We start from the raw sequence: 26,077 nt of genomic DNA on the forward strand, positions 1-26,077 counted from the left end.
CGACATCGCTTCGACGGGTACATCCTGGGCGTCGGCACACCGTGTAGTCGCCGATTCGTCGTGGGGTGCTGGCAGCGCTCCCCGTTCGGCGCGTTCGCCGACATCATGGTGGCCCACCCGGACGGCGCGCGAACTCATCGCTCCCAACGAAGAAGTCGGAGCGTACGTCTGCGAGACGTACCAGTTCGATCAGGTCACGTTGTCGGACGTTCACGTCGCGCGCACCTCTTCGAAGTGGGTCATCGCCACCGATCGGTCGAGGCTTAGCGCTACGTTCGGTCGTCGCAGGCTCTTGGGCTACCCCTTGCGCCTGGTCCGTGGACCGCTCATCCACCCTGTGACGGCACGATTGTCGAACCCGCTGGCTCGTCGCCTCGTGGAGGGGGTTCAGAAGCACGGGTCCGCAGGCCACGGGGCGCACGAGTATTACGTCGCCGAGGACCTTCGCCGCGTGGCGACGCTGAGCGGCTCGTGGGAAGGAGAGCCGATCGGCGTCCTGGCCCCCGTGACCCCGGCCCCGCAGTTCGGGTTCAGCTCCACACCGCAGATTCCCTCTGACGCGTGTCACCTCGTTCATTGACCGGCCTGGCGCGTGATCTGAACGAGGCGGAAACGCCGCGGCCCCGCAGAACCTCAGAGGTTCTGCGGGGCCCGGCGTTGTGCGACGTTCAGCAGCAGCGGCTGCGCGGGTTGGTGTCCTGCGCGTCGGTGCGTTCGCGCCAGTACTCCTTCTTCGTCATCGGAGCCTCACCGGGGTGAGTGCGCTCGTGATGCGCGAGGTAGCGCTCGTAGTGGTTGTCGCCCATGACGGACGCCCAGTACCACCGCACCGAGTCGAAGGCCCGACGAAGACCGCCCGGCTGCTCCTGCTCCAGCCGGCACTGCGTGTTCGTCTGCTCAGGCATGGACGCGACCTCCCGCGGGAGCACCCTCCGGGTCGAGACCGGCCTCGCGCCACTGCTCGAGCACGGCCTTCTCGTCGTCCGTGGCCGAGAAACCGGCCGGGGCGAAGATCTTCGAAGGCACCTTCTCGTCGGTGACGCCGTCGTCGGCCTCGCCCGCACGAACCGCCTTGATGGCGGCGATGACACCGGCGATGACGACGATGAGAACGAGACCCGCGAACAGGATCGACAGCGACTGCTGGATGAACGTGTTGCGGATGACCGCGTCGATCGCCTCCGGCGTCTTGGCCGTCTTGAAGCTCGTCAGGCCCTTCTCCTTGGCGTCGACGAACGCCTTGTGCTGCGCCCAGTAGCCGAGCTTCGGGTCGGAGGAGAAGATCTTCTGGTAGCTGGCCGTCATCGTGACGATGACGTCCCACGCGAGGGGAACGCCCGGGATCCAGGCCCACTTCACGTGGCCGCTCTTGACGACGACGACGACCACGACCGTCAGCGCTACCGCGGCGAGCAACTGGTTGGCGATACCGAACAGCGGGAACAGCGTGTTGATGCCGCCCAGCGGGTCGGTGACACCCATGAGGAGGATGGAGCCCCAGCCGGCGACGACGAGGAACGTCGTGATCCAGGCGCCGACCTTCCAGGACGTCTCACGGAAGCGCTTGAGGCCCGGGACGTTGCTGAGCGTGTCGGAGAGCATGAAGCGCGCGACGCGGGTACCGGCGTCGACCGTCGTCAGGATGAACAGCGCCTCGAACATGATCGCGAAGTGGTACCAGAACTGCTTCATCGAAGCGCCGGGGATGACCTGCGAGAACACGTTCGACATACCGAAGGCGAACGTCGGTGCGCCACCCGTGCGGGAGACGACCGACTCCTCGCCGACGTCCTTCGCGGCCTGCGCGATCTCGGTGGCCGACGTCGGGTCGCCGCCGAGGCCGAGCGAGTTCACCCACGCGGCAGCCTTCTCGGGCGTACCGCCGGTGACGCCGGCGGGCGAGTTCATGACGAAGTACAGGTGGTGGTCGATGATGGCGGCCGCGATGAGCGCCATGATCGCGACGAACGACTCCACGAGCATCGAGCCGTAGCCGATGAGGCGAGCCTGGCTCTCCTTCTGCAGCAGCTTCGGCGTCGTGCCCGAGGATATGAGAGCGTGGAAGCCGGAGAGCGCACCACAGGCGATCGTGATGAACAGGAACGGGAACAGCGAACCGGCGAAGACGGGGCCGTTGCCCTCCTTGCCGAACGACGTGATGGCCGGGATGTCGATGGACGGGCGCGCGATGACGATGCCCAGCGCGAGCAGCACGATCGTGCCGACCTTCATGAACGTCGACAGGTAGTCACGCGGAGCGAGCAGCAGCCACACCGGAAGGACGGCGGCGGCGAAGCCGTAGATGATGATGGCCCACGACAGCGCCGTCGGCGACAGCGTGAACATGTCCTTGCCCCAGTCGGTGCCGGCAACCCAGCCACCGGCGACGATGGCGAGGAGCAGCAGGACGACGCCGATGCCCGAGACCTCGGAGACGGCGCCGGGGCGCACGAAGCGCAGGTAGCACCCCATGAAGAGGGCGATCGGGATCGTCATCGCGAGCGAGAAGACACCCCAGGGTGACTCGGCAAGGGCGTTGACGACGACGAGGCCGAGCACCGCGATCAGGATGATCATGATCGCCATGACGGCGAACATCGCCGCCCAGCCACCGACGGGGCCGAGCGTGTCGCGCGCCATCTGGCCGAGGCTGCGACCGCCGCGGCGCGTGGAGATGGCGAGCACCATGTAGTCCTGCACGGCGCCCGCGAAGATGACGCCGAAGATGATCCACAGCGTGCCCGGCAGGTAACCCATCTGCGCGGCGAGCACGGGGCCGACGAGCGGGCCGGCGCCGGCGATGGCGGCGAAGTGGTGACCGAACAGCACGCGCCGGTCGGTCGGCATGAAGTCCTGGCCGTTCTCGAACTGCTCGGCCGGGGTGGCGAGGTCGTCGCGCGGGCGGATGACCTTGTACTGGATGAGGCGGCTGTACAGCATGTAGCCGATGACGTAGCTGCCGACGGCAGCCATGACGAACCAGATCGAGTTGACGTGCTCGCCGCGGACGAACGCGACCATCGTCCAGCCGATGGCGGCGATGACGGCCGCGACGGCGATGACGATCTTCTGACGTCCCGTGATCTGCCGGGGTAGGTCGACCGCGACCGGGGGCGTGTTCCCGTCGCGCTCGGGGGTTTTGGTGCTCGACGCGGGCACGGAGACCTCCCTTTTCGTGTGAGTGTGAGCAGGGCCACGTTATGCGGTGTCGGGTAGGTCACAGGGCTTTGACACCGCGCGCGCAGGTCACACCTGCATCACGAATTTGGGCGAACGTCACGCAGTGGGGCCGGTGGGGCGCGGCCCGTCGCCGAACCAGTAGCGGCGGCTGTCTTCACGAACGTCCTCGAGCTGCCCGCCGCAGGCCTCGATGACGGCGCGCGAGGCGCCGTTCGTCTGCGCGCAGCAGACGAGCACGGGGGCGATGTCGAGCGCGGCGGCTTCGGCGAGCCCGAGCTTCAGAGCCTCCTTGGCGATGCCGCGTCCGCGAGCGGCCGGCCGCACGGAGTAGCCGATGTGGCCGCCGAGTTCGTAGAGGAACTCGTTGAGCGCGTGACGCAGGGCGAGGTGACCGACGAGGGCGCCGTCGTCGACGATCCAGAAGTAGGAGCAGTGGACGAGGCCGGTGTGCGGCGGCCACATCGTGTTGCCCTGGCGGGCGCAGTCTTCGACGTAGGCGGCGAAGCCGTCGGGGGTGATGTCGACGTCGGTGCCCGCGAAGAAGCCCGATCCGTCCATGCCGCCCGCGCACACCCAGCGGTCGTCGCGCGAGTCGGTGGTGGCGTCGCGGAACTCGCGCAGCATGGCCGACCAGTCGTCGTAGCGCGCGGCGTCGGGGGCGATGAGTTCGATCATGTCGGTCATCTCATCACCCCCGACGGTGGAGCGTCGATCAGTTTTCGGTGCGCTTACTGAGCGCGCAGGCCGTCGACGCCGCGGGGCTCGTCGCCGCGCACGGTGACGCGGTGCATGACGCGGGTGTTCGTGTAGTCGCGGTTGGCGTAGTGGGAGGTGGCGCGGTTGTCCCAGATGCCGACGTCGCCGGGCGCCCAGCGGTGACGGATCGTGTGCTCGGGCTGCGTGAGGTGGGCGTAGAGGGCGTCGAGGATGGCACGCGATTCGGCTTCGGAGACGTCGCTGACGTGGGACGTGAAGCCGGGGTTGACGAAGAGGCCGCGGCGGCCGGTCTCGGGGTGGACGCGGACGACGGGGTGTTCGACGGCGGGCAGTTCGGTGACGATCTCGCCCTCCCACTCGTGGCCGCCGTTCTTCTTGAGGAAGGCGCCCCACTCGCGGTTGCCGTCGTGGACGGCGAGCAGCTGGTCGGCGAGCGCCTTGAAGGGTGCGGAGAGGGAGTCGTAGGCGGCCTGGCTGTCGGCCCAGGACGTGTCGCCGCCGTAGGGCGGGAGCGTCACGGCGCGGAGGATGCTGATGGCCGGCGGCCGCTTCATGAACGTGACGTCGGTGTGCCAGACGTCGGAGAAGGAGAACTCGGGGTCGCTCGAGTCGATGTTGTAGATCTCGCTGCGCTCGTGATTGCCAGCGACAGGGTGGCCGGGCGTCAGCTCGCCGAGCAGGTTGCCGAGGCGCACCTGGGCATCGTCGTCGAAGGCGTGCTGGTCGCGGAAGAAGAGCACCTTGTGGGCGAGCAGGGCGCGGCGGATGTCGAAGGCCGCGACCTCGTCGATGGACGCCAAGTCGATGCCGTGGATGACGGCGCCCAGGGCCGGGCCGAGGCGCTCGATGCGCAGGCCGGGCGTCGTGGCGGGAGCGTGGGTGGCGAGAAGTGTCATGACAACCTCTTCGTTCGTTGCGCTTGCGCAGACGCCGGGCGGCGACGCGCCAGGTCGTTACTCGGGGCACCCCACCGCAGCGGAGGGTTGCCGTCCGGCCAGCCGAGACTTGTCGCCGGAACTCGTGACCCACTCATAACGTAAGCGCAGGTTTCGCAGAACGAACAGTTATTGGTTGGTGAGTGTCCGCATCGCGGGATCTAACGGAAGGTCGTGCTGTTGTCGCGGGCAACCTGGACACCCGCAGTCGATCGCCTTCCGATCGTCGCTCACTAGGGAGCTCCGACGAGGGGCCCCTACCGGCGACGACTCCCACTTCAACGCTTCGATCCTGGCGCACCCCCGCCAACGATCCGAACGGCCGCCTTTGGCACTCCGTACCCGCGGCCGGGCAGAACCGCTCGCTTCGCTTTCGATGGCCTTCCATGGCCAGCCAAGCGCAAGCACTCCCTGCACCGCGACATCCGTGAAAGCGCGGCAACCGCGCTCACAATGGCCACACCGCAACGAACCTTGCCTGGCTCACAGCCCCTATCCGCGAGGTGTGCCTCCTTCTCGCCCGGCATCTCTAGCCAAAGGCGAGGGCCGGAGACCTTCCAGGCCTGGCCCATCACACGGTTCCATCCGCAATGACACCCCTAAAGCCCCAAGCTGTTCGAGTGCAGGAGTGCCCGTCAAACTTTTCACCTGCCAGAGCGCAACTGACACTCTCATCCTGGATCTTGCCGGTCACTTTCATGGCTGCGACTTAGCCTTCAAGAAAGGGAGGGAGTCGACAATTTTCATCGTTCCGAGGCTCACTGTGACGATGCGGGCTAGGAGGTCGATGATGTACCGCGGGTCGCCGACCTCCTTCGACCAGTCGTTCGGGTCGTTGACGATGCCCGAGGCCTTGTCCGTCTTGACGTAGTAGCGGTCGATGATCCACTCGATCGCCGAGCGCGAGCCCAGGATGTAGCGGTACGCCTCCTGCGGGATCCCCGAGAGGGTGATATGGCCGTTGTAGTGGATCGTCGAGCGATCGTGACGCTCACCCGCGGCCTTCTGCTCGACCGACGGCTTGCCAAAGCGCATCTTCTTGTCGCCCACCGCGTAGAACGCATACGGATCCTGACCATCGACTGGCTGCGCATCAAGCCCCTCGAGCGGGTACGGCTCGACGGTCTCGTACCCAAGGTGCAACTCGGAAAGCTTGCGCCCTGCGTCGATGAACGGCTGTGCGTCTTCGACGAGCGGGATGCGCGGCAGCATCTTCTTCAAGTCCGCCGCGTACGTCTCGCGGTAGTCGGGCGAGTGCAGTAGCCCGTAGACGTAGAAGAAGATGTCGTCCTTCGTGATCGAGGTTCCGTACGCCGCCTGGAACCTCGTCAGCGCCTCATCGGTGATGTTGTCGATGCGGCGGTATCCGTCGACGACGTCGTGTGCGGCTGAGGTGCCGAGCGACAGCATGCCTTCGTCAGCATCGACCTTCTCGTAGCGGTACCGGGGCACGAACTGGGTCGCATAACCGAACAACGCTGTGTCGGGGACGCAATCGAGCATCTGGACTGCGGGAAGAGCAACGTCCCGCGGGCCCATCGTCACGATTCCCAAATTGTCAACATTGGGAACTGGGAAGGAAACTGGGAGGATTCCTGGACGGTGTAACCAGTCGGGGTCGATCACCAGATTGGCCTTTTCGAAGGGGCGGTACATCGCGTGCCCTAGGCGGCCGGGGTCGAATCCGATGCGTTGTCCGCGGGCCAAACGCGATTCAAGAGAAGAGGACCACTTGATTCTGGCCGGGTCGTAGGACCGCTCGCCAGCGAGGGCTTCTTCATACGTCTGGACGGCACGGCGCATGGCAAGCGCAATGCGCTTTCTGCCCGCGTTATAGACCCAAGCGTCCCGGTTGCTCTGAACACCTGGCCTTCCGACCTGAAAGATTCCTCGCGGACCCTGGTCCGCCGCAAGGGGCAGGAACGCCTCAAAGTCGTCGCGGCGCTGGTTGAGCCAGTCGCCATGCGCGTTCGGGGCGATGGTCACGGCTCCGAGTCCCTTGACATCGACTGCTTTGGCGACTCTGGCAAGCTTCTGCTCGCGGGTGAGGTAGTCGCCGATGTCGGTGTAGTGGATCGTCGCGGAGCCCGACTTGGCAGGGTCCTTTACCACCACCAGTACGGCCGCAGTCGTTCTACCACCGGCGGCAAATACGTTGCCTGCCTCCTTCTTGCGCTGTTCGCCTGCAGTGCGTGCGTTGCCGCGCAGGTTGTAGACGTAGATGTCGCTGAACTCCTCGGCGAGGCTCTTGCGCATCCCGTCGGCGGTGTTCGAATCCAGCCAGCCACCATTCGTCACGTACGCGATGACGCCGCGGTCCTTGATCCGCAGGCTCGCCCACTTGATGGCGCGGATGTAGGAGTCGTACAGCGAGTTCTTGTTCGTCGCACTCGACTTTGCGGCGTAGGTATCACGGATCGCGGCGTCGAGGTCGGGGTACTTCTCGTTCGCGTTGTTGTCGTTCGCCGAGTCCTGCCCCGACGAGTACGGCGGGTTGCCCACAATCACCTGGATATCGAGCTTCTTGAGCTTCTCCAGGCGCTCGTTGTTCTGCACGAACACTTCGGTGTCGAGACGGTCGTCGTTCTCCCACGACTGGAACGTGTCGGTAAGGATCAGCCCCTCGAACGGCTCGTAGTCCGTCGGCTGCTCCAGCGACCCGCGCAAGTCCTGATACGTCGTCTCGATGTTGACGGCGGCGATGTAGTACGCGAGCAGCAGGATCTCGTTGGCGTGCAACTCGCTGGCGTACTTGCGCGCCAGGTCGTGCGGTTCGATGAGCCCGAGCTGCAGCAGGCGCACGATGAACGTGCCCGTGCCGACGAACCCGTCGAGGATGTGCACTCCCTCATCCGAGAGCGTCTGCCCGAAGTGCTCGCGCAGCACAGCGTCCGCAGAGCGCAGGATGAAGTCGACGACCTCGACGGGCGTGTAGACGATGCCAAGCTTGTCGACGGTGCGCTTGAACGCCGTCGAGAAGAACTTGTCATACAACTCGACGATGATCCGCTGGCGCCCCTCGGCGTTGTCGATGCCCTCCACGCGCGAACGCACCGACGCATAGAACCCCTCGAGCGATGAGTTCTCGGTATCCAGCGAGTGCTCGTCGAGCAGGGCGAGCATCTTCTCCATCGCCTGCGCAACGGGGTTGTGCTCGGCGAAGTCGTACCCACCGAACAACGCCTCGAACACGGGACGGGTGATGAGGTGCTGGGCAAGCATCTCCACCGCGTCCTCACGCGTGATGCCCTCGTTGAGGTTGCCGCGCAACCCGTCGAGGAACCGCTCGAACTCCGCCGTCACGGCAGAGTCGGGGCCTGTGAGGATGCCGTTGATGCGGGCGATGTGCTGTTCGGCGATCTTCGCGACATCGGCCGCCCACGATTCCCAGTAGCGGCGTTCGCCGACCTTCTGCACGATCTTCGCGTAGATCGCATCCGACCACTCACCCCAGATGAGGTCGAGCTCGCCCTGAGTGGTTTCCTCATCGGGCGTGTGGACGGTGCCGTCGGCGTCGATGCCCGCGATACCGATCTTCTTCGTCGGCTTCTTCTTGTTCAGCTCGATCTGGTTGACCGTCGAGGTGAATCGGTCGTCGTGGGCGCGCAGCGCGCGCAGCACCTGCCAGACCGTCGCATACTTCTTGTTGTCGTTCAGCGCCTGCTCAGGCGGCGTGCCCGCGGGAACAGCGACGGGCAGAATGATGTACCCGTACTCCTTGCCAGGCGCCTTGCGCATGACGCGCCCGACGGACTGCACGACGTCCACCTCGGACGAGCGCGGGGTGAGGAAGAGCACCGCGTCGAGATTCGGCACGTCCACGCCCTCACTCAGGCAGCGCGCGTTCGTCAGGATGCGACACGTGTTGTCAGCCGGCTCGGCCTTGAGCCAGTCGAGACGCTCGTTCCGGGCCAGCGCGTTGAACGAGCCGTCGACGTGCTTGATCTCGATCAGCAGGTCGTTCGACTGCGCATCGGCGGCGTCGTCGGGCAGATCGACGGCAGCGACGTGCTTGTTCACCACATCCGGGAAGGCCTGAGCGATCGCCTTGGACGTCTTGATGTCCTTCGCGAACGCGACCGCGCGCTTCATCGGCGCGAGGCTCTCCCCTTCAACCGTGTCGAAGTGCTTCGCAAGCCCCTGCCAACAGCCGACCATGCGCGCGGCATCGCCGAGCTGAATCTCGCCGTCCTGCGCAAGTTCGGACTGGAAGTTCTTGCTCACGTACTCCTCGTCGACAGCGAGGATGAGGACGCGGTAATCGGTGAGCAGGTTCTTCTCGACCGCTTCCCCGAACCCGAGGCGGTGCAGCTCCGGGCCGAACTTCGCCTCGTCGTCCATCGACGCGAGCTCCGCGGCACCATCGAGTGCCTTCTTCTTCGAGTCCTCCCCGAAGATACGAGGCGTCGCCGTCATGTAGAGACGCTTGACGCCCTTGATGACGTCGTCGTTGTGCACGCGCACGAACGCGGACTCGTCCTGCCCCGCGACGCTCACACCCGTCGTGCGGTGCGCCTCGTCGCAAACGATGAGATCGAACGCTTCGAAGCCGCCATGCTTCTGCGCGGCAGCGACGACGTCGATCGACTGATACGTCGAGAACACCACCGTCATCGATTCGGAACGCTCGGTTGCGCGCGCCCAACGCTCCTGCACGACCGCGTTGTTCGTCGACGCCGGCAACGCGACGTCCACCGCAGAGATGTCTTCGACCGCGTTGGAACGGCTCGTCGACTTTGGATCCGAGCAGATCGCGATCATGTCGAGCGGCACCTCGGCATTCGCCGCCCACTCACGCACCGTCTGACTCAGCAAGGAGATCGACGGCACGAGGAACAGCACACTGCCGCCCGCGCCGACCTGCTGCTCAGCCAGGCGCAACGACGTGAACGTCTTACCCGTACCGCACGCCATGACCAGCTTGCCGCGATCATGCGTCTTCAACCCGTCGATCACCTTGTCGATCGCGGTGCGCTGATGCGGGCGGGGGTTCTTCTTGCCCACCGTGGGGAGGGTGCCGGGAGCCGACCAGGAGAACTTCGACCAGTCGACGTTCGACTCCTGCAGGTCCGCGAGGCTGATGCGGCGCACCGCAACGGCCTGATCGCGGATGGTGTCCTCAGCGTTCCTCCCCCACGGTGCGCCCGTATCGACAATGATGCGCTGCCCGAACTTCGACGTGCCCGACGCCGACAGGAAAGAGTCGATATCGCCCTTCGACACCGTGTGGTTGTCGGCGTAGAACTTGCACTGGATCGCGACGTTCTCGCCCGTCACCCGGTCAACGGCGACGAGATCAATCCCGGTGTCGCTCTTGCCGTCACGACCCGGCCAGTCCTGCCACAACCACACGTCAGAGAACTGATCGGCGAACAACGGATCCGTCTGCAAGTACGCCGCCATGAGCTGCTCGAACCGCGAGCCCTTGTCGCGCTCAGACGTCGCTTTCTCGCGCAGATCGTCGAGAACCTCATGCACCGTGACAGACATGGGCTCATCCTCGCAGGTACTCTCCGAACGACAGGCCTCTGGCGATCTGTCCGATCGACGCGAGCAGGAGAAGGATTTGACTGACATGGGATGGCGCGACGCCATCATTCGGGTCTTAGAAGTGGAAGGCGGTCCGCTGCACTACGCCTCGGTCGCCCGGAAGATCAGCGACTCGGGCCTTCGCAAGAAGGTCGGAGCCACCCCTGCGGCCACCGTGGCAGCCGTGATCTCAGAGTCGCTGCGCAAAGAGGGGGACGCTTCTCCGTTCCTCAAAGTCGATCGAGGGTTGTACGCGCTCCGAGCGGTCGTTCCGGCCTCCGCGGGCATCGAAGTCACTGACGACGCGGTGGACGACTCCTCCGACATGGGGCTCATTAACGCTTTCGGCATGTTCTGGCAGCGCGGCGAGGTGCTCTGGACCACTGGCCAGGGCGGACCGAGGCTCTTCGGGCAACAACAAACGGGGTCCGTCCGCGTGGACTTCAGTCAGCAGGCGGGCGTCTATCTCCTTCACGATGGCTCCCGCGTGGTCTACGTCGGACAAGCCTCTCCCGGACGACTCGGAGCTCGATTAGGTGAGCACACCCGCGACCGGCTGAGCGGTCGATGGGATCGGTTCTCATGGTTCGGCGTCTGCTCGGTCAAGAACGACGGCACCCTGTCCCAGCCTCCGACGACATTCACCCTCGCAAACCTGATCTCCACGATGGAAGCCATTCTCATCGAGGGACTGGAACCACCGCAAAACCGCCGCCAGGGCGATGGATTCAGTGCTGTCGAGTTCCTCCAGGCCGGCGACCCAGCCCGCGTGAAGACCGAGAAGAAGCGGGTCCTGAGTGAACTCTCCAAGATGCTCGACGACGGTTCCTGATTCATGACCGACAGCGCCTGCTCCCCGCGGGAAGCAGGCGCTGTCGTCAAGCAGCCGAACGAGAAGGCTCAGCCCTTCCAGTGCGAGCCGAGGGGGTAGCCGCCGTTGTCGCCGTTCTCCGTCGTCTTCGTCGCGAGCACCTGGTGCAGGTGCAGCCAGCCCTCTTCGAACGCCAGGCGCGAGCCGGCCATGTAGATGCCCCACACGCGCGCCGTCGGCAGGCCGGCCTCGCCGACGCAGAACTCCCAGTTCGCCTCGAGGTTGCGGCACCACGCGGCCAGCGTGTGCGCGTACGACAGGCGCAGGTTCTCGTCGTGCTGCACCTCGAACCCGGCGTCGTGGCACTCCGCGATGAGGCGCCCCGGCGAGGCCAGTTCACCGTCGGGGAACACGTAGCGGTCCGTGAACGGCTCCGGGCGCGCCGACGCCGTGTCGTCACGACGCGTGATGCAGTGGTTGAGCAGACGCCCGCCGTCACGCAGCTTCGAGTGCAGGAACGTGAAGTAGTCGTGGTAGTTCTTCACGCCGATGTGCTCCGTCAGACCGATCGAGCTCACCTTGTCGAAGCCCGTCTCCGTGGCGTCGCGGTAGTCGCTGTGGCGAATCTCGACGAGGTGCTCCAGGCCCGCCTCGCGCACCGCGCGCTGACCCCACTCCGCCTGCTCGCGGCTCAGCGTCACCCCGAGCACGCTCACGCCACGCTCGCGCGCGGCGTGGATCGCCATGCCGCCCCAGCCGCAGCCGACGTCGAGCAACCGATCGCCCGGCTGCAGGTCGAGCTTGTCCGCGACGAGCGCGAACTTGCGCTCCTGCGCCTCCTCCAGCGAATCCGTCGCCGCGTCGTAAACGGCACACGTGTACGCCATCGACGGGCCGAGCACCTTCTCGTAGAACGCGTTCGAGACGTCGTAGTGGTAGCTGATCGAATCGGCCGCCCGCGACATCGGGTTCACCTTCGCGAGGTGACGCTTCCAGCGCGGCTGGCTCTCGATCTCCGGCAACGGCGGGTGCTTGAGCGCCTTCGTCCCCAGCGCCTTGACGATCGGCGCGAGCACCGACGCCGCGTCACGCTTGCCCAGATCCTTCACGCGCAGATCGCGCTTGATGAGGCTGAACACCTCGTACGGGTCGCCCTCGAAGAAGCCCGTCCCCGTCAGCGTGCCCGTGAGGTAAGCGCGAGCGAGCCCCAGGTCGCCGGGCGCTGTGAGGAGGTAGCGCAGCCCCTCCTCGTTCTCGATCCGCAGCTGGATCGCAGCGTCCTTCGGCCCGACGTCGGTGCCGTCGTACGCGGTGAGGCGCATCGGCAGCGGCTCCTCGAGCACCGCGGTGACGGCCTGCTGAACGAGGGGTGCGCCGGTCGGCGTGGTCATGCGTGGGTCCTTACCTTGTCTGCGAATTCGGGCAGTCGTCCCGAGGGGTCGTACATCGACTTCATACGGCGGTATTCGTCCGCGCCGTAGAGGTCTTCGAAGGTCTGAGCGTCGTAGTAGACGTCGGAGTACAGCGACTTGTGACCGCCCATCGTGGGCAGCACGGCCTCGATGTCGCGGTTGACGTCGCCGTCCGCGCGGCCGGGCTCGATGGCCACCGTGCCCCAGAACCCGACGTTGACGTACGTGCGGTTCGGCTCGAGCCGGTACAGCGGCCACGCCTGATCGCCGCGCAACCGCAGCGGGCAGACCCACACCGGCGTCATGCCGACGTGCTCGTCGAACCACGGCATGAAGTTCACGAGTTCCTCGAGCGGCACCTCGACGTCCTGGACGACGCGCTCACGCGGTAGCTCGCCGCGCATCGAGTCGATCTTCGCGGCCACGCCGTAGCGGTTCTCAAAGCCGACAATGCGGTGGAATACGTCGCTGCGGCGGTACTTGCTCGGCCACAGCCGGCGGACCGTCGGGTTCTGCACACCGAACGCGTTGGAGCACCAGAACCAGTCCGTGTCCCAGCGCCAGATGTAGTCGTGCGCCGTGAGGGTGTCGCGATCGAGCTCTTCAATGCTGCGGTAGAAGATGCGCTGGCCCGTGTAGTCACTCGGGTGACGGCGAACGTCGGGGAAGAAGTTCGCGAGGACGAGGTAGCACTCGCCCGGCGAGACGATCATGCCGTCGAGGCCGTCGACGCGCTCGCCCTCCCACACCTCGTCCGCGACGATGCGATCGATCGCCTCCGTCATCGCCCGGGCGGAGTCGAAGCGCACGTTGCGGGTCTCGACGAGGTCGCCGATCGGCGCGAGCTCGATGCGCAGGCGCGTCGCATAGCCGAGGCTGCCGTAGCTGTTCGGGAAGGCCCGGAAGAGGTCGGCGTGCTCGTTCGTCGGCGTCGCCGTGACGATCGTGCCCTCCCCCGTGAACACGTCCATCTCAAGGACGGATTCGTGCGGCAGCCCGTTGCGGAACGACGTCGACTCGATGCCCAGGCCCGTCACCGCACCGCCGAGCGTGATGGTGCGCAGCTGCGGCACGACGAACGGCATGAGGCCGTGCTGAAGCGTGACGTCGACGAGGTTCTCGTACGTGCACATGCCCTGGACGTCGGCCGTGCGCGCTTCGGCGTCGATGCTGATGACGCCGGCGAGGCCCTCGACGTCGAGCCCGCGGGTGGCGCGCTCACGCGGACGGAAGAGGTTCGAGGTCTTCTTCGCGAGGCGCACCGTCTCATCCGGGCCGAGCGCGGCGAAGGACTCTCGCAGGCGCGAAACAGCCCGCTCGTGAGCCTCGACTCCGACCGGACGCGCGGTCTGAGAATTTCTATTGAACATCGATGTACCTCACGTTCTGACGCTACACCCGGCCCTAGATTATCCGCGACCTCCCGCGGATGAGACGGTGCTCACGCCCTGGGGTGTCTACCCGAACAGGGCTTCGCTCCACGCGTTGCGGAACATCCCGTCGGGGTCGAGACCGCGCGCCTCGGCATCCACCTCCGGCAGCGCCGGGATGAGTTCGAGCATCCGCTCGCGCGACGTGGCGTAGAGCTTGCCCCAGTGCGGGCGCGCGTCGAACGGCTCGAGCGCAGCCTCCAACCGAGGCAGGAAGCGCATGACGGCGTCCGGGTCGCGGTGCCACGTGATGTGCACCGCGACGACGTCCGCGCCGCGCATCGGGCTGAGCGACAGGTCGTCACCGGCGACGGCGCGAATCTCCATCGAGTGCGCCAACGTGGCGAAGACGTCGGCGAACTGCGGCAGCGCTGACAGGGCAGCACCGGCGTGCTCGCGCGGCACGAGGTACTCCGACTGCACCTCCTCCCCCACGCTCGGCTCAAACTCGGAGCGGAAGTGCGTGAGGCGCTCGTAGCTCGGCCCGGCCACTCCGAGTTGCTCCGTGACGGCCACGGGGTCGGCATCCGGCGAGGGATGACGCGCACTCGTGGCGGCGCGGGCTCCGAGGATCTCAGCCGTCGCGGCGTCACCGCCGCGACGCTTGGCGAACAGGAGCGCGCGACCACCGTCCTGCCAGTTCGGGGCGAGGCTGAACGAGTACAGCTCGCCGACGAGCGTGTCGAAGTGCTCGACGGCGGCCGCGTAGTCGAGGCCCTCGTACACCGTCGTCGCGATCTCGAACGCGGGCACGACGTCGAGTTCGAGCTCGACGATCGGCCCGAACAGCCCCAGGTGCACGGGGTAGTGCGCAAAACCTGCGTCACCGCGACGCACGATGCGCAGATCGCCGTCGGCCGTGACGTGCGTGAGGGAACGCACCGCGGACGCAAGGCTCGGCTGCGTGACGCCCGAGCCGTGCGTCGCCGTCGCGATGGCGCCCGCGATGGTGATGTGCGGCAGCGACGCGAGGTTCGCGAGCGCCAACCCGTGCTCGGCGAGCGCCGCGTTCGCCTCGGCGTAGGTGATGCCGCCGTCGACCCACGCACTGCCCTCGTTCGTCACCTCGACGCGGCGCGGCAGGTCGCGCAGGGTGACGTGGACGCCGTCGGTGTCGGCGATTCCGTTGAAGCAGTGCCGGGTTCCGACGACCCGCAGCCGCTTGCCCGACGCTCGAGCCGCGCGCACCGCGTCCTGCACCTGCTCGACGCTCGTGGGCGCGAGGCGCTCACTGGCTTCGTAGACGACGTTTCCGGCCCAGTTCGTCACGGGGATCTCGCTCATGAAACGACGCTATACCCGCGGGCCGAGGGTGAGGTCAGCCGATGAAGTTGTAGTGCCAGGACTCGGGATTCGAGCCGTTCCGGTCGAGGTAGGCGGGCCGGTCCCAGCCGTACTCCTTGCCGTGAGCGGTGATCCACGTGTCGTACGGGCCACCGAAGCCGGAGCGATACGGAGTGCCGGACATGGCGCTGCTGCTGCGGGTCTCCAGGTCGATGGCCACGCCCATCCCGTGGTTGGACGTGCCCGGCCGGGCAGCCCGGGGGTATCCGAGGAAGCCGGCGTACTTCTGCTGCGTCGTCAGGTCGCGTTAGGCCTCGCCGATCTTGATGTCGTAGCCGTACTGAGCGCGGAAGGCCGCGTTCATCTCGACGAACGACTTCGCGGCCGGGCACGCCAGGAACCGGGGCTGCGTGGGGGCCCAGTTCGTCTGGGTCCAAGAGGGCAGGGCGCACATGTCGTTCTTCTTCGCGACGCCGTTGTACGCGGACATGGTGTTGGTCGCGTAGATGAGGGCCGACGAGACGTAGCGACCCGTGTGAGCGCCGGAGGTGATCCTGAACCAGTCGTCGCTCACGTACTTGCCCTTGAGTGCGGTGCCCTTCGGGATGTACGCCACGAGCTTGGAGTGCGTCGTCGCCGCCGAGCGCACCGCGATGGGGTCGCGGTTCGTGATGACGTACCGGGTGACGGTGATGCCGACGGGCGCTTTGTTCGTGCCGAGTGCGGTGGGCCCGGACCGGAGCGGGTCGGTCCACAGCAGGTCGATGTTGCGCAGGTACTTGCCGTTGTAGGGCCCGCCGGTGATCTTGAACAGCTTCGTGCCGGCAATCTTGCCGGTGACCTTGGTGTTCACGGGGATCGTGGTCAGCTGGGTTCCGGCGCTGTTGTACAGGTAGGTCTTGGCGTACCCGACCCAGGCCGGCGTGCCGGTCGGCGCGGGGAGGCTCGGCTTCTTGGCCGGCGGGGCAGTGGCCGTCGTCTTCGCGAGAACGCTGTCCTTGACGTACTTGCCCGCGTACTTGCTGGGGGTGCTGATCTTGACCCAGCCGTTGGAAAGCGTGCCGGTGACCGTGGTGCCAACGGGCATCTTGCCGACGAGGACGGAGCTCGTGGCCGGGCTCGTGCGCACATTCGTGGTCTGGAACGTGGAGCGGGTCACCGTGGTGGAGGTCGCGGCGGGCGCCGCGAGGCTGACGGCGGCGCTCCCCGCGACCGTGCCCCCGAGGGCGAGCGTCACGGCCACAACGAAGCTGCGGGGGTTGGCGAGGATCATGCAGTTCTCCAGGATTCAGGCATGCCCGCTCGCGAGGCGACCGAGGTGGTGGCCGGCGACGGACGACGGGCTCGTCAGGCAGCGCGAGCGCCGAGAATCCCGGCCACCACAGAGTCGCCCACACGACGCTGCGCGATGCCCGAAGGCACCGATCTTCGACGCCCCCGTGGAAGACGTTGCCGCCACGGTGCGTGACGGAGATCTCGCTCTTGGCGTGACGTTATACCCCCTGCACCGACAATCAGCCCGAAGCGCACGAATCCTTCAGACAGCCCCCGGTGACAAGTTCGTGTCGACACCCATGGCTGGCGGGCCTCAGATCGTGACGACCATCTTGCCGGTGTTGCCGCCGGTGAGCAGATCCATGAACGCCTGCGGCGCGTTCTCCAGCCCCTCGACAACCGTCTCGTCTTCGGTCACGAGACATTGCGAGGTGACGAAGATGCCCCGCTCAGTTGACAAGATTCTGGAGCACGCCGACGAACTGACCACCCGATTCGAGACCTAGGAGCCCAGCCCGAACGACGAGGTCGACCCGCGTGCTCCCGTGAACTGCGTTCGGCCGCCGCGGAACGCTCCTCCGCCGAGCGTCACCTCTGGGATCGGAAGCGGTTCGCCTGGCACGCGACTTCGGGATGTCGTGGCGGCCCTCGGAACCTTCATCGGAGCAGTAGCGAGACAGCGCTACTGCCCATGCGACGCATTAACCCGATTCACGAGTGCAGCGGCGCAACTGTCTGCTGGTAGAGCGCCAGGCGCGGTTCGTCGTCGACGAGCCGATAAACGCTCGTCATGAGCGCGGTGAACGGCTCGTCGTCCCCGCGACGTGCCGTGGCGCGGTACGTCAGCGCGGCAGCCGATGCGCCGAGGGGTAGCAGCTTCACGTTGCTGAGCTCGTACATCGACCACGGCGGCGCGCCGTCGAGCGACTCGACCACCCCGCCGCGATCGAGCAGGAGCCCGCCCGCCAGGAGCATGACGCCGTCATCGGTCATAAGGCGGCCGTAGAAGTCAGCACCCGTGCGCGAACACAGCGCCTGCCAACCGCGGTGCTCCAATGTGACGAGGCGTTCTTCGCTCAGGTTCGACACGGTGGGCCTCAGATCGTGACGACCATCTTGCCGGTGTTGCCGCCGGTGAGCAGATCCATGAACGCCTGCGGCGCGTTCTCGAGCCCCTCGACAACCGTCTCGTCCCACGTGACCTCGCCGGAGCCGATCCAGCGCGCCATCTTCTCCTGGAACTCGGGCACGAGGTCGCGGTGGTCGGCCTGGATGAACCCGCGCATCGTGAGGCGCTTTCCGATCATGAGGGCCAGGTTGCGCGGCGCAGCTGGCGGCTCTGCCGAGTTGTACTGCGCGATGGCGCCACACATCGCGATGCGCCCGTTGAGGTTGAGGGCCGAGATGGCCGCCTCGAGGTGGTCGCCGCCCACGTTGTCGAAGTACACGTCGATACCGTCGGGCGCCGCGTCCTTGAGCTGACGACGCACGTCGCCGTCCTTGTAGTTGAACGCCGCGTCGAAGCCGCTCTCCTTGGCGCGCTCCACCTTCTCCGGCGAACCGGCCGAACCGATGACGCGCGACGCGCCCTCGAGCTTCGCGATCTGCCCCACGAGCGAACCGACGGCACCCGCCGCGCCCGAGACGAAGACCGCGTCGCCCGGCTTGAACTCGGCCGTGCGCAGCAGGCCGCCGTACGCGGTGATGCCCGGCATGCCCAGCACGCCGAGGTACGTGGACGGCGAGATCTCGACGCCGTCGATCTCCCGCTCCACCTTGCGCGCGCCCTTCGCCGGGACGACCGCGAGGTCGCGCCAACCGAGACCGTGCAGCACGAGGTCCCCCGCGGCGAACCCGTCAGCCTGCGACTCGACGACCTCACCGACCGCGCCACCGTCGAGCGGCTCGTCGATCTGGAACGGCGGAACGTACGACTTCACGTCGTTCATGCGCCCACGCATGTACGGGTCGACGCTCATCACGACGTTGCGCACGAGCAGCTCACCGTCACCGAGCGCGGGCAGTTCGCGCTCCTCGAGACGGAAGTTGTCGACCGTCGGAGCACCCTCCGGGCGCGACGCGAGAACGATGATGCGGGCCTTGTCGAAAGTCATGCCCTCACCTTGTCACACACCCCTGACAACCCCCTGGCCGCATGGCGCAAGATGGAACCATGACCATCGAGATCTCGTACGCCACCGAGGCCGACATCGACGACGTCGCAAGCCTTTTCGAGCAGTACCGCAGCTTCTACGGCAAGGCCCCGACGCACGACGCCCGCACCTTCCTCGAGGAGCGCGTGGCCGGTGGCCAGTCGCTCGTCCTCGTCGCCCGCGACGGCTACCGCGTCGTCGGCTTCGCCCAGGCCTACCGCGCGTTCGACTCCATCCGCCTCGCCCACGAGTGGATCCTCACCGACCTCTTCGTCGACGGCGCCGCCCGCGGACGTCGCGTCGGCGGTGGCCTCGTCGACGCTCTCGTGACGTCGGCCCGCGACAACGGAGCCCACGCCGTCATCGTCGAGACCGAGGCCGACAACGGCTACGCCCACCGTCTCTACGAATCGCGCGGGTTCGAGCAGGCCCGTGACACCGGCCGCTCCGTCCGCTACGCCCTGCACCTGCGCGACCACCACTGACGTCCGCAACGGGCTACAGCGAGCGCGCGACGAGCTCCTTCATCACCTCGTTGGCGCCGCCGTAGATCTTCTGGATGCGCGCCCCGGCGTACATCTTGGCGATGGGGTACTCGGACATGAAGCCGTAGCCGCCGAAGAGCTGCAGCACCCGGTCGATGACGTTGCACTGCACGTCTGTGGTCCAGAACTTCGCCCGCGAGGCCGTCGCGGAGTCGAGGTCTCCGTTGACGTGCAACCCGATGCAGTGGTCGAGCAGTGTGCGGGCGGCGAGTACGTCCGTCGAGCACTCGGCGAGGACGAAGCGCGTGTTCTGCAGGTCCATGAGCACGCCGTCGAACATCTCGCGCGACTTCGCGTGCTCGACGCCCAACTCGATGGCGAGCTCCGCCGAACCGACGGCCGTGCACGCCAGGCCGAGGCGCTCCTGCGGCAGCTGCTCCATGAGGTGGTAGAAACCGCGGCCCTCCTCGCCGAGAACGTTCTCGACCGGAACGCGCATGTCGGTGAAGTGCAGCTCGCGGGTGTCCTGGCCGTGCTGGCCGATCTTCTGCAGCACACGTCCGCGCTCGAAGCCCTCAAGGCCGTCGGTCTCGACGACGAGCAGCGAAATGCCCTTGTGCCCGGCCTTCGGGTCACGCTCGCCGGTGCGGGCCACGACGACGATGAGGTCCGCGTGGCCGGCGTTCGTGATGAACGTCTTCGACCCGTTGACGACGAAGTCGTCGCCGTCACGCACCGCGCGGGTGCGCACACGCTTGAGGTCCGAACCGGCGCCGGGCTCCGTCATCGCGACGGCGCCGACCATCTCGCCGGTGCACATCTTCGGCAGCCACCGCTTCTTCTGTTCCTCCGTGCCGTAGGCGAGCACGTAGTGCATCACGATGATCGAGTGCACGACAAAGCCCCACGAGTCGTCACCGGCGCGTGCCTGCTCCAGCGCGACGACGGCCTCGTGGGCGAACGTACCGCCCCCGCCGCCGTGCTCCTCGGGGATCGACAGGCCCAGCAACCCGAGCTCACCGGCCTTCGTCCACACCTCGCGGTCCACGGCGTGCTGCTCGTGGAAACGGTCGATGTGCGCGGCGAGTTCGTCCTCGCAGAAACGTCGGGCGAGGGTGCGCAGATCGTCGAGTTCCTCGTTCATCCACGGCGATCGGTAGGGCAGCGGCGCGGTGGGGCTCATGCCTGATCCTTTCGAGCTGACGGGCGGTGCCCCCAGTGTGCCGCACCTCATATGTACGGCGGGCGTTCGCCCCCGCCGAACCTGTCGACCGAAATTCAAACCGAAGGGCGAAAAACAGCGTCGAATATCGCCCAGTTCGGTGCGTCTGAGACAAGCGTTCGGCTACGATCTCGCCTGCAGGGGTGCACACGGGAGCGAAGGTTGCAAAATCGCCACGCAGCCACCGCTTTTGAAACACGTTGCAACCGCCAGGTTGCGAAGTGTCGACACGAGAGAACTCTCGCGTCTACGCAGGACGTCGCCCGGGAGGGCGGCACGAAGGAGTCGACACCGATGGCGAGCCACGACGCCGGATGGGACGCGTTCCGTAGCGAACTGCGTCACTGGATGGAACTGCGTCACTTCACGAGCCGCGCGCTCGCAATGAAGCTGAACGACGCCCTCGGGGCGTCGAGCGACGTCAACCTCGACGAGCACGTGGTCAAGCGTTGGCGCCACTCCACCGCGCCGCCCCTGGCCGCGGTTCGCCACATCGCCGCCATCCTCGAGATGAGCGACGACCCGACGGGTGCCGCTCCGCACGACCCGACCTTCATCCTGCGCCGCATGGGCCTGCTCGACGAGCCCGCGACGACGGGTGAACTCGTCGACTCCAGCTTCCGCCTGCAGGAGCTGCGTCTGCGTCTGCTCGACGTGCGTGCCTCCCTCGGCGAACACTCGGCACGAAGCGGCGCCGGCCGCCTCGTCCAGACGGCGATGTCGCACGGCTACGCCGCGGCCGTCTACCCCGTGTGGGCCGGCCCTGTCGGTTACCCGATGCACGTCTCCGACCGCATCGACTTCCGCCCCGCGCGCCCGGGCCTCGGCAGCATCGACGACGTCCCCGCGATGCGTTCGCTCTTCGTCGAGAACTTCGCCGTGCCCGGCGAGCTCGGCCCACGATTCAGCACCCAACCCGACGACCTCGCGACGCAGGAGCACTGGGCCATCCCGCACATCGGGCGCCCCTCGACGCGCAGCGGGCACATGCTGCACCTCGCCGTGCCGTCGATCGCCGTGTCGGCGCAGACGGCCCGAGCATGGGTCGACGACGTCGCCTCGATGCTCGCCTGGGTTCTCGGCTACGGCTTCGTCAGCACCCGCGAGATCGCTCGCGAACTGACGCGCAACCCGTTCGCCACCGAGGCACTGCGCAACGACGTGCACGAGCAGTTCCTCACCCAGGCGCCCGCGCGTCACGTGTGGTCACACCACGCCGCCGGCCTGCCCAGCGACAACCCGGGCGCGCCCTGGACCGACGCCAGCGGCGCCGTCGCCTCCTCGCTCGTCCACGTCCGCCTCATCGAGACCGACGCCGTCCTCGACCACGAGAGCGACTGGCTCGCCGAGCAGCTCGGCACCACCGAGGAGGAGGCAGCCGTGCTCGCCAAGCGCGACCGCGACGAAGCCGCCAGCCGCCTCGACTCCCCGACCATGCAGCAGGTGCGCCACCGCGTCGTCACCGTGCCGGTCGAACTGCTGACCGACGCCTCGGACCGCTGGGAGCAGGTCTTCCAGACCGTGCTGCTCGTGACGCACCGCCTCCACGAGCTGGGCGTGAACGTCGACCTGTACCCCATCCACGAACGACTCGCGCGCGACGAACCGGACATCGCGCCGACGATCCTGCGATGGCTGGCCGACCACGGCTCGCCGCTCGTCAGCGAGACCTTCTCGTCGTCGCACCATCTCGGCTGAAGTTTCACCGGAAATCTGGCAACGCTGTGCCGTAGATTGAACATTCGACCTGCTTCTCGAGGTCGAAGCGCGAGACGACGGCGCCTCCATGCTGCGCCACCCCGCCCCCGGATCCTTCTCCTCTACCACCAGGAGCACCTTCGACGGATGGCTGCACACGACGCGAGTTGGGACATCTTCCGCTCCGAACTCAAGCATTGGATGGAACTGCGCAGGTACACGAACAAGGCCCTCGCAGACGCGATCAACGCCGACGCCGATGACGCCGGCCTCTCCGCGCCCATCACCGAACAGATCATCAAGCGCTGGCGGCACTCCACGTCGCCGCCGCTGCAGTCACTCAAGGTGATCGGCCGCATTCTCGGCATGAGCAACGACCCCGCCGGGAACGCACCGTACGACCCGACGTACCTGCCGCGCGCCATGGGAATCCTCGAGGCCGCACCGGAGCACTCGGAACTCATCGAGGCGGCCTACCGGCTGCAGACCATCCGCGCGAAGATCACCGACGCCCAGAGCACCCTCGCGAGCGCCACGGCCGACGAAGGTGTCGTCAACATCGTGCGCAGGGCGATGGAGAGCGGCCTCGGTGCCGCCGTCCTCCCGGTGTTCGAGGGGCCGCGCGGTTACCCGATGCACGTGTCGGACCGCATCGATCTGCGTGAACCGCAGCCCGACCGTCCCGCGCCCAAGCCGATCGACCATCCCGGGCTCGCCGACGCTCTGCAGGACTCGTTCGCCGTCGTCAGTCGACGGACGCCGCGTTTCGCGGTCGCAGCCGACGCCGCTCCCCCGGTGACGTTGTCGCCGTGGGCCGTCCAGTACGTCGGTCGCCCCCGCCCCGGCATCGTGCACCGCGCCCACGACGGCGTTCCGGCCGTCGTCGTCACCTCCGTCACGACGACGCCGTGGACCGACGACGTCGGCGCCCTCGTGGCGATGGTGCTCGGCTACGGCTTCACGACGACGCGTGAGTTGGCGCGCGAACTCGTCAAGGACCCGTACCGCAGCGACCACCTGCGCAACGACATCCACGACAACTTCCTGTCCGCGGCGACGCCGACGCGGCGCGTCTGGTCGCACCACGGCTCGATCCTTTCCGGCGACAACCCGTACGCACCGTTCCGCGACGCACAGGGACGCGTCACGAATCAGCTCGTGCAGATCTGCCTCGTCGAGGACGACGCCTCCCTCCTGCACACCGCGCAGTTCCCGCCCGGGCGTCTCGGCGGGGGACGCCCCGTCGACGAGGTGTCCTCGGAGTTCGACGAACTGCGCCGTCAGCGGGACACCATGGTGGCGCGCGCGGAGGAACTCACCGGGAACGTGCGCGTCTTCTCCCTGCCCGTGACCTTCTCCCCGGAACCCGACGAGCGCTGGCTGCAGGTCTTCCGCTGCACCCTCGCCGTGCTGCAGATCATCGCCGGGCTCGGTATCGACGGCGACCTGCGTGACGTCCACGACCGTCTCGTGCGCAGCGACCCGCAGGTGGCGCCGCAGGTGCTGCGCTGGCTCGCCGACCACGACGCGCCCTTCGTCGATCCGCGCTACCGCACGCGCCGCTGACCCCCGCGGGGTGGAGATGCTGGACGCGTGGACGGCGAGGGCGTAGAACAGGAATCGACCTGTACGACGCACGAGGAGGACGCCATGAGCGACATGGGTAACGACAAGAACGCTTCCGACGTGGCCGACACGCCGACGCCCGACGCCGACGAGGCCGTCGACGAGCAGACGGGCTCCGACCTCGAGGGCAACGCCAACGACGACGTCGTCGAGACCGAGGACGCCGGCTGAGCCGACCGATCCGACGAGAAGGGGCTGCCGCAGTTCGACACTGCGGCAGCCCCTTTCGTCACATCTGTGCGTCAGCGCAGGGAGTCGAGCCACTCCTGGGCAGCGACGTAGGCCTCGTCGCTCGCGTCCGGGCGGACGTCGACCGGACGGCGGTCGGCGCGCGCGTAGGAACCGAGGAAGCGGACCTGCGCGGCAACGCGCTGCAGGCCCATGAGCGCCTCGCCGACGCGCTCGTCCGCGACGTGCCCGTCGACGTCGATGGAGAAGCAGTAGCTGCCCATCGCCGCACCGGTCGGGCGCGACTCGAGGCGCGTCATGCTGATGCCGCGCGTGGCGAGTTGTTCGAGCAGTTCGAGCAGACCACCGGGGCGGTCGTCGTGCTGGTAGAGCACGAGCGTCGTCTTGTCGTGGCCGGTCGGCTCCGGCGTCGAGCTTCCCCCGTCCCGCCCACGGGCACGCTTGACGAGGACGAAGCGCGTCACGGCCCCGACGTTGTCACCGATGTCAGTGGCGAGCGTCTCCAGACCGAAGACCTGCGCGGCCATCGGCGCGCAGACGGCCGCCTGGTACTGGCCGAACTCACCGCGCGCGAGACCCTGCGCCGCGGCCGCCGTCGACAGCGTGGGCACGTACGTGGCCCCCGGCAGGTTCTTCGTCATCCACCCGCGCACCTGCGGCCACGCGTGCGAGTGCGAGCCGACGCCGGTGATCGCGTCCTCACGCGTGCCGGGGCGCACCGCCAGGACGAACGTGATCGGCACGAGCACCTCGCCGACGAGCCGCAGCGTGCCCTCGGAGTCCTCCGAGTTGAGGGCGTCGAGCGTCGAACTCACGCCACCCTCGACGCTGTTCTCGATCGGCACCATGACGGCGTCGACCTCACCCTCGCGCACCGCGTCGAGCGCGGCCGGGACGGTGGCGTAGGGCACCGACTCTGCCAGCAGCGCCTCGGCGGCCTCAGCATCGTTGTGCTGGTGGTGCCACTGACGCAGCGCCGCCTGGGTGAACGTGCCCTCGGGGCCGAAGTAGCCGAAGGTCTCGCGTGCGCTCACGGTGTCTCTTTCCCGGCCCGCGCTGCCGCGACGGCCTGCTTCTCCTCGGGCGTGAGCTCGATCGAGCTCCGCCCGTTCTCGATGCTCTTGGCGTAGGTGCGCGACTCGCTGCGCGCGTGGATCGACGAGATGACGAGCCCGTCGCCGTCGTCGTCGAGCAGGGCCGCGGAGAACGACAGGCGCCCCGCGATGTCGCCGAACGCGTCGTAACGCACGAGCGCCACACGCTTGAGGCTGTCGCCTGCGTCGTCGGTTGCGCTGCGAAGTTCGCTTCGCGCGGAAGCGAGTTCTCGCGCAACCTCCTTCGGGCCGTCGCCGTCACCCCAGAGCACCCGGAAGCGCCGTTCCAACGTCACGACGCGCCACAGCGAGACCACCGCGACGAGGCACGCCACGGCGGCGACGGCGAGAGCGGCGATCAGCATTGGTTCAGCCTAGGGAAACTCGGGCAGCCCGCGTCAGGCCGGTACCCAGCTCGGGAACTCGACGCCCGCGAGCCCGGCGATCATGAGCGCAGCGAAGATGAGGCAGACGACACCGCCCGCAGCGCGGATCGTGGACAGGCTGATGCGGTTGAGCAGCGCGCGGCCGACGGCGGCACCGAGGCCCGAGACGAGCGCGAGCGCCGTGAACGCGGCGATGCCGACGGCCCAGGGGTTGCCGCCCCGGGCGACGAACCCGGCCGTCGCGAGCTGCGACAGGTCGCCCCACTCGGCGAGGAAGAGGATGAGGAAGCTCGCGCTGATCGCCTTGGGGCCCTCGGCGGGCTTCGCCTTGCCGGCGAACTCCTCCTCGGCCTCGTCGCCCTCGGCGGCAGCGTCCTTGGCGCCCTTGATGAGCAGGATGCCGGCCACGAGGAAAAGCAGCGCGACGACGACGTGAACCGGCGTCTCCGGCAGCTTGCTCAGCACCGCACCGAACGCGACGGCGACGACCGTCTGGACGAGGAACGCCGACGCCACACCGATCCACACGTACAACGGGCGGTACTTCGTCGCGAGAACGAGCGTCGCGATGAACGTCTTGTCGGGCAGTTCCACGAGGAACAGCGTCGTGAAGACGGTCAGCATGAGGGCGATATCCACGCTGGCCAACGA

21 protein-coding genes, 1 pseudogene and 1 riboswitch are annotated in these 26,077 nt (G+C 67.3%); of the genes and pseudogenes, 5 read left to right on the top strand and 17 right to left on the bottom strand.

The features are described 5' to 3' along the window. Positions 1-668: 668 nt before the first annotated feature. From AA983_RS03210 to AA983_RS03230, 5 genes are all read right to left on the bottom strand, one after another. Positions 669-905 carry a YbdD/YjiX family protein gene (locus tag AA983_RS03210; RefSeq protein WP_047311175.1) on the bottom strand — a complete coding sequence of 79 codons (237 nt, stop codon included), beginning with the start codon at positions 903-905 and terminating at the stop codon, positions 669-671. After that, positions 898-3,159: a carbon starvation CstA family protein gene (locus AA983_RS03215; RefSeq protein WP_047310699.1), complete on the bottom strand. Its 2,262-nt coding sequence runs from the start codon at positions 3,157-3,159 to the stop codon at positions 898-900. The genes AA983_RS03210 and AA983_RS03215 overlap by 8 nt, the downstream gene beginning before the upstream one ends. A gap of 117 nt (positions 3,160-3,276) precedes the next feature. Beyond that, on the bottom strand, positions 3,277-3,864 hold the full coding sequence (locus AA983_RS03220) for a GNAT family N-acetyltransferase (protein ID WP_225911239.1): 588 nt from the start codon (positions 3,862-3,864) through the stop codon (positions 3,277-3,279). Positions 3,865-3,908: 44 nt separating this feature from the next. Next, the gene (locus AA983_RS03225) at positions 3,909-4,793 is read right to left on the bottom strand and encodes a TauD/TfdA family dioxygenase (protein WP_047310700.1); all 885 of its coding nucleotides are present in this window, start codon (positions 4,791-4,793) and stop codon (positions 3,909-3,911) included. A 14-nt stretch (positions 4,794-4,807) separates the two neighbouring features. After that, positions 4,808-4,923: riboswitch (SAM riboswitch) on the bottom strand. A gap of 605 nt (positions 4,924-5,528) precedes the next feature. Continuing rightward, complete coding sequence (locus AA983_RS03230) at positions 5,529-10,322, bottom strand: type ISP restriction/modification enzyme (protein ID WP_047310701.1); 4,794 nt, start codon at positions 10,320-10,322, stop codon at positions 5,529-5,531. Between AA983_RS03230 and AA983_RS03235 the strand changes: the two genes are divergently transcribed. After that, the gene (locus AA983_RS03235) at positions 10,321-11,193 is read left to right on the top strand and encodes an HTH domain-containing protein (RefSeq protein ID WP_197078928.1); all 873 of its coding nucleotides are present in this window, start codon (positions 10,321-10,323) and stop codon (positions 11,191-11,193) included. The two genes, AA983_RS03230 and AA983_RS03235, sit on opposite strands and share 2 nt — an antisense overlap. Positions 11,194-11,261: 68 nt before the next feature. On the opposite strand, the gene AA983_RS03240 is transcribed toward AA983_RS03235, so the two are convergent. The 8 genes and pseudogenes from AA983_RS03240 to AA983_RS03270 form a co-directional block, all read right to left on the bottom strand. Further along, positions 11,262-12,563: a cyclopropane-fatty-acyl-phospholipid synthase family protein gene (locus AA983_RS03240; RefSeq protein WP_047310702.1), complete on the bottom strand. Its 1,302-nt coding sequence runs from the start codon at positions 12,561-12,563 to the stop codon at positions 11,262-11,264. Further along, entirely contained in the window at positions 12,560-13,954 is a 1,395-nt protein-coding gene (locus tag AA983_RS03245) for an FAD-binding oxidoreductase (RefSeq protein ID WP_047310703.1), read from the bottom strand. The genes AA983_RS03240 and AA983_RS03245 overlap by 4 nt, the downstream gene beginning before the upstream one ends. A gap of 87 nt (positions 13,955-14,041) precedes the next feature. Further along, complete coding sequence (locus AA983_RS03250) at positions 14,042-15,298, bottom strand: FAD-binding protein (protein ID WP_047310704.1); 1,257 nt, start codon at positions 15,296-15,298, stop codon at positions 14,042-14,044. Positions 15,299-15,332: 34 nt separating this feature from the next. Beyond that, positions 15,333-15,599: a M15 family metallopeptidase gene (locus tag AA983_RS03255; RefSeq protein ID WP_255352613.1), complete on the bottom strand. Its 267-nt coding sequence runs from the start codon at positions 15,597-15,599 to the stop codon at positions 15,333-15,335. A gap of 6 nt (positions 15,600-15,605) precedes the next feature. After that, positions 15,606-16,571 (bottom strand): SH3 domain-containing protein, encoded by a 966-nt coding sequence (locus AA983_RS03260; protein WP_047310706.1) that lies wholly within the window; start codon positions 16,569-16,571, stop codon positions 15,606-15,608. Positions 16,572-16,886: 315 nt separating this feature from the next. Further along, positions 16,887-16,991 (bottom strand): annotated as a pseudogene (locus AA983_RS15965) (NADP-dependent oxidoreductase); the annotation flags it as partial. A 293-nt stretch (positions 16,992-17,284) separates the two neighbouring features. Further along, on the bottom strand, positions 17,285-17,662 hold the full coding sequence (locus tag AA983_RS03265) for a nuclear transport factor 2 family protein (RefSeq protein WP_047310707.1): 378 nt from the start codon (positions 17,660-17,662) through the stop codon (positions 17,285-17,287). Positions 17,663-17,670: 8 nt separating this feature from the next. Next, a complete protein-coding gene (locus tag AA983_RS03270; RefSeq protein ID WP_047310708.1) occupies positions 17,671-18,687 on the bottom strand; it encodes an NADP-dependent oxidoreductase in 1,017 nt (338 codons plus the stop codon). Between the two features lie 59 nt (positions 18,688-18,746). On the opposite strand from AA983_RS03270, the gene AA983_RS03275 reads away from it, so the two are divergent. Beyond that, complete coding sequence (locus tag AA983_RS03275; RefSeq protein ID WP_047310709.1) at positions 18,747-19,211, top strand: GNAT family N-acetyltransferase; 465 nt, start codon at positions 18,747-18,749, stop codon at positions 19,209-19,211. Positions 19,212-19,224: 13 nt separating this feature from the next. Here the strand turns inward: AA983_RS03275 and AA983_RS03280 are convergent, their stop codons facing one another. Next, positions 19,225-20,394: an acyl-CoA dehydrogenase family protein gene (locus tag AA983_RS03280; RefSeq protein ID WP_047310710.1), complete on the bottom strand. Its 1,170-nt coding sequence runs from the start codon at positions 20,392-20,394 to the stop codon at positions 19,225-19,227. A 333-nt stretch (positions 20,395-20,727) separates the two neighbouring features. Here AA983_RS03280 and AA983_RS03285 point away from each other — a divergent pair, with 333 nt between their 5' ends. The 3 genes from AA983_RS03285 (at position 20,728) to AA983_RS03295 (ending at position 23,928) form a co-directional block, all read left to right on the top strand. After that, the gene (locus AA983_RS03285) at positions 20,728-22,131 is read left to right on the top strand and encodes a hypothetical protein (RefSeq protein ID WP_047310711.1); all 1,404 of its coding nucleotides are present in this window, start codon (positions 20,728-20,730) and stop codon (positions 22,129-22,131) included. A gap of 147 nt (positions 22,132-22,278) precedes the next feature. Beyond that, positions 22,279-23,697, top strand: coding sequence for a hypothetical protein (locus AA983_RS03290; protein WP_047310712.1), 1,419 nt, complete (start codon positions 22,279-22,281; stop codon positions 23,695-23,697). 84 nt (positions 23,698-23,781) lie between these two features. After that, positions 23,782-23,928 (top strand): hypothetical protein, encoded by a 147-nt coding sequence (locus AA983_RS03295; RefSeq protein ID WP_156170139.1) that lies wholly within the window; start codon positions 23,782-23,784, stop codon positions 23,926-23,928. Between the two features lie 71 nt (positions 23,929-23,999). Here AA983_RS03295 and pheA read toward each other — a convergent pair whose 3' ends face one another. The 3 genes from pheA to AA983_RS03310 are packed head-to-tail and all read right to left on the bottom strand — an operon-like array spanning position 24,000 to position 26,065. Next, the gene (gene pheA, locus AA983_RS03300; RefSeq protein ID WP_047310714.1) at positions 24,000-24,980 is read right to left on the bottom strand and encodes a prephenate dehydratase; all 981 of its coding nucleotides are present in this window, start codon (positions 24,978-24,980) and stop codon (positions 24,000-24,002) included. Continuing rightward, positions 24,977-25,405, bottom strand: a complete 429-nt coding sequence (locus AA983_RS03305; protein ID WP_047310715.1) for a DUF4446 family protein — start codon at positions 25,403-25,405, stop codon at positions 24,977-24,979. The genes pheA and AA983_RS03305 overlap by 4 nt, the downstream gene beginning before the upstream one ends. 33 nt (positions 25,406-25,438) lie before the next feature. After that, positions 25,439-26,065, bottom strand: coding sequence for a TMEM165/GDT1 family protein (locus AA983_RS03310; RefSeq protein ID WP_082128657.1), 627 nt, complete (start codon positions 26,063-26,065; stop codon positions 25,439-25,441). Positions 26,066-26,077: the final 12 nt, after the last annotated feature.

The sequence above is a fragment of the Dermacoccus sp. PE3 genome, assembly GCF_001021715.1.
Taxonomy (GTDB): Bacteria; Actinomycetota; Actinomycetes; order Actinomycetales; family Dermatophilaceae; genus Dermacoccus; species Dermacoccus abyssi.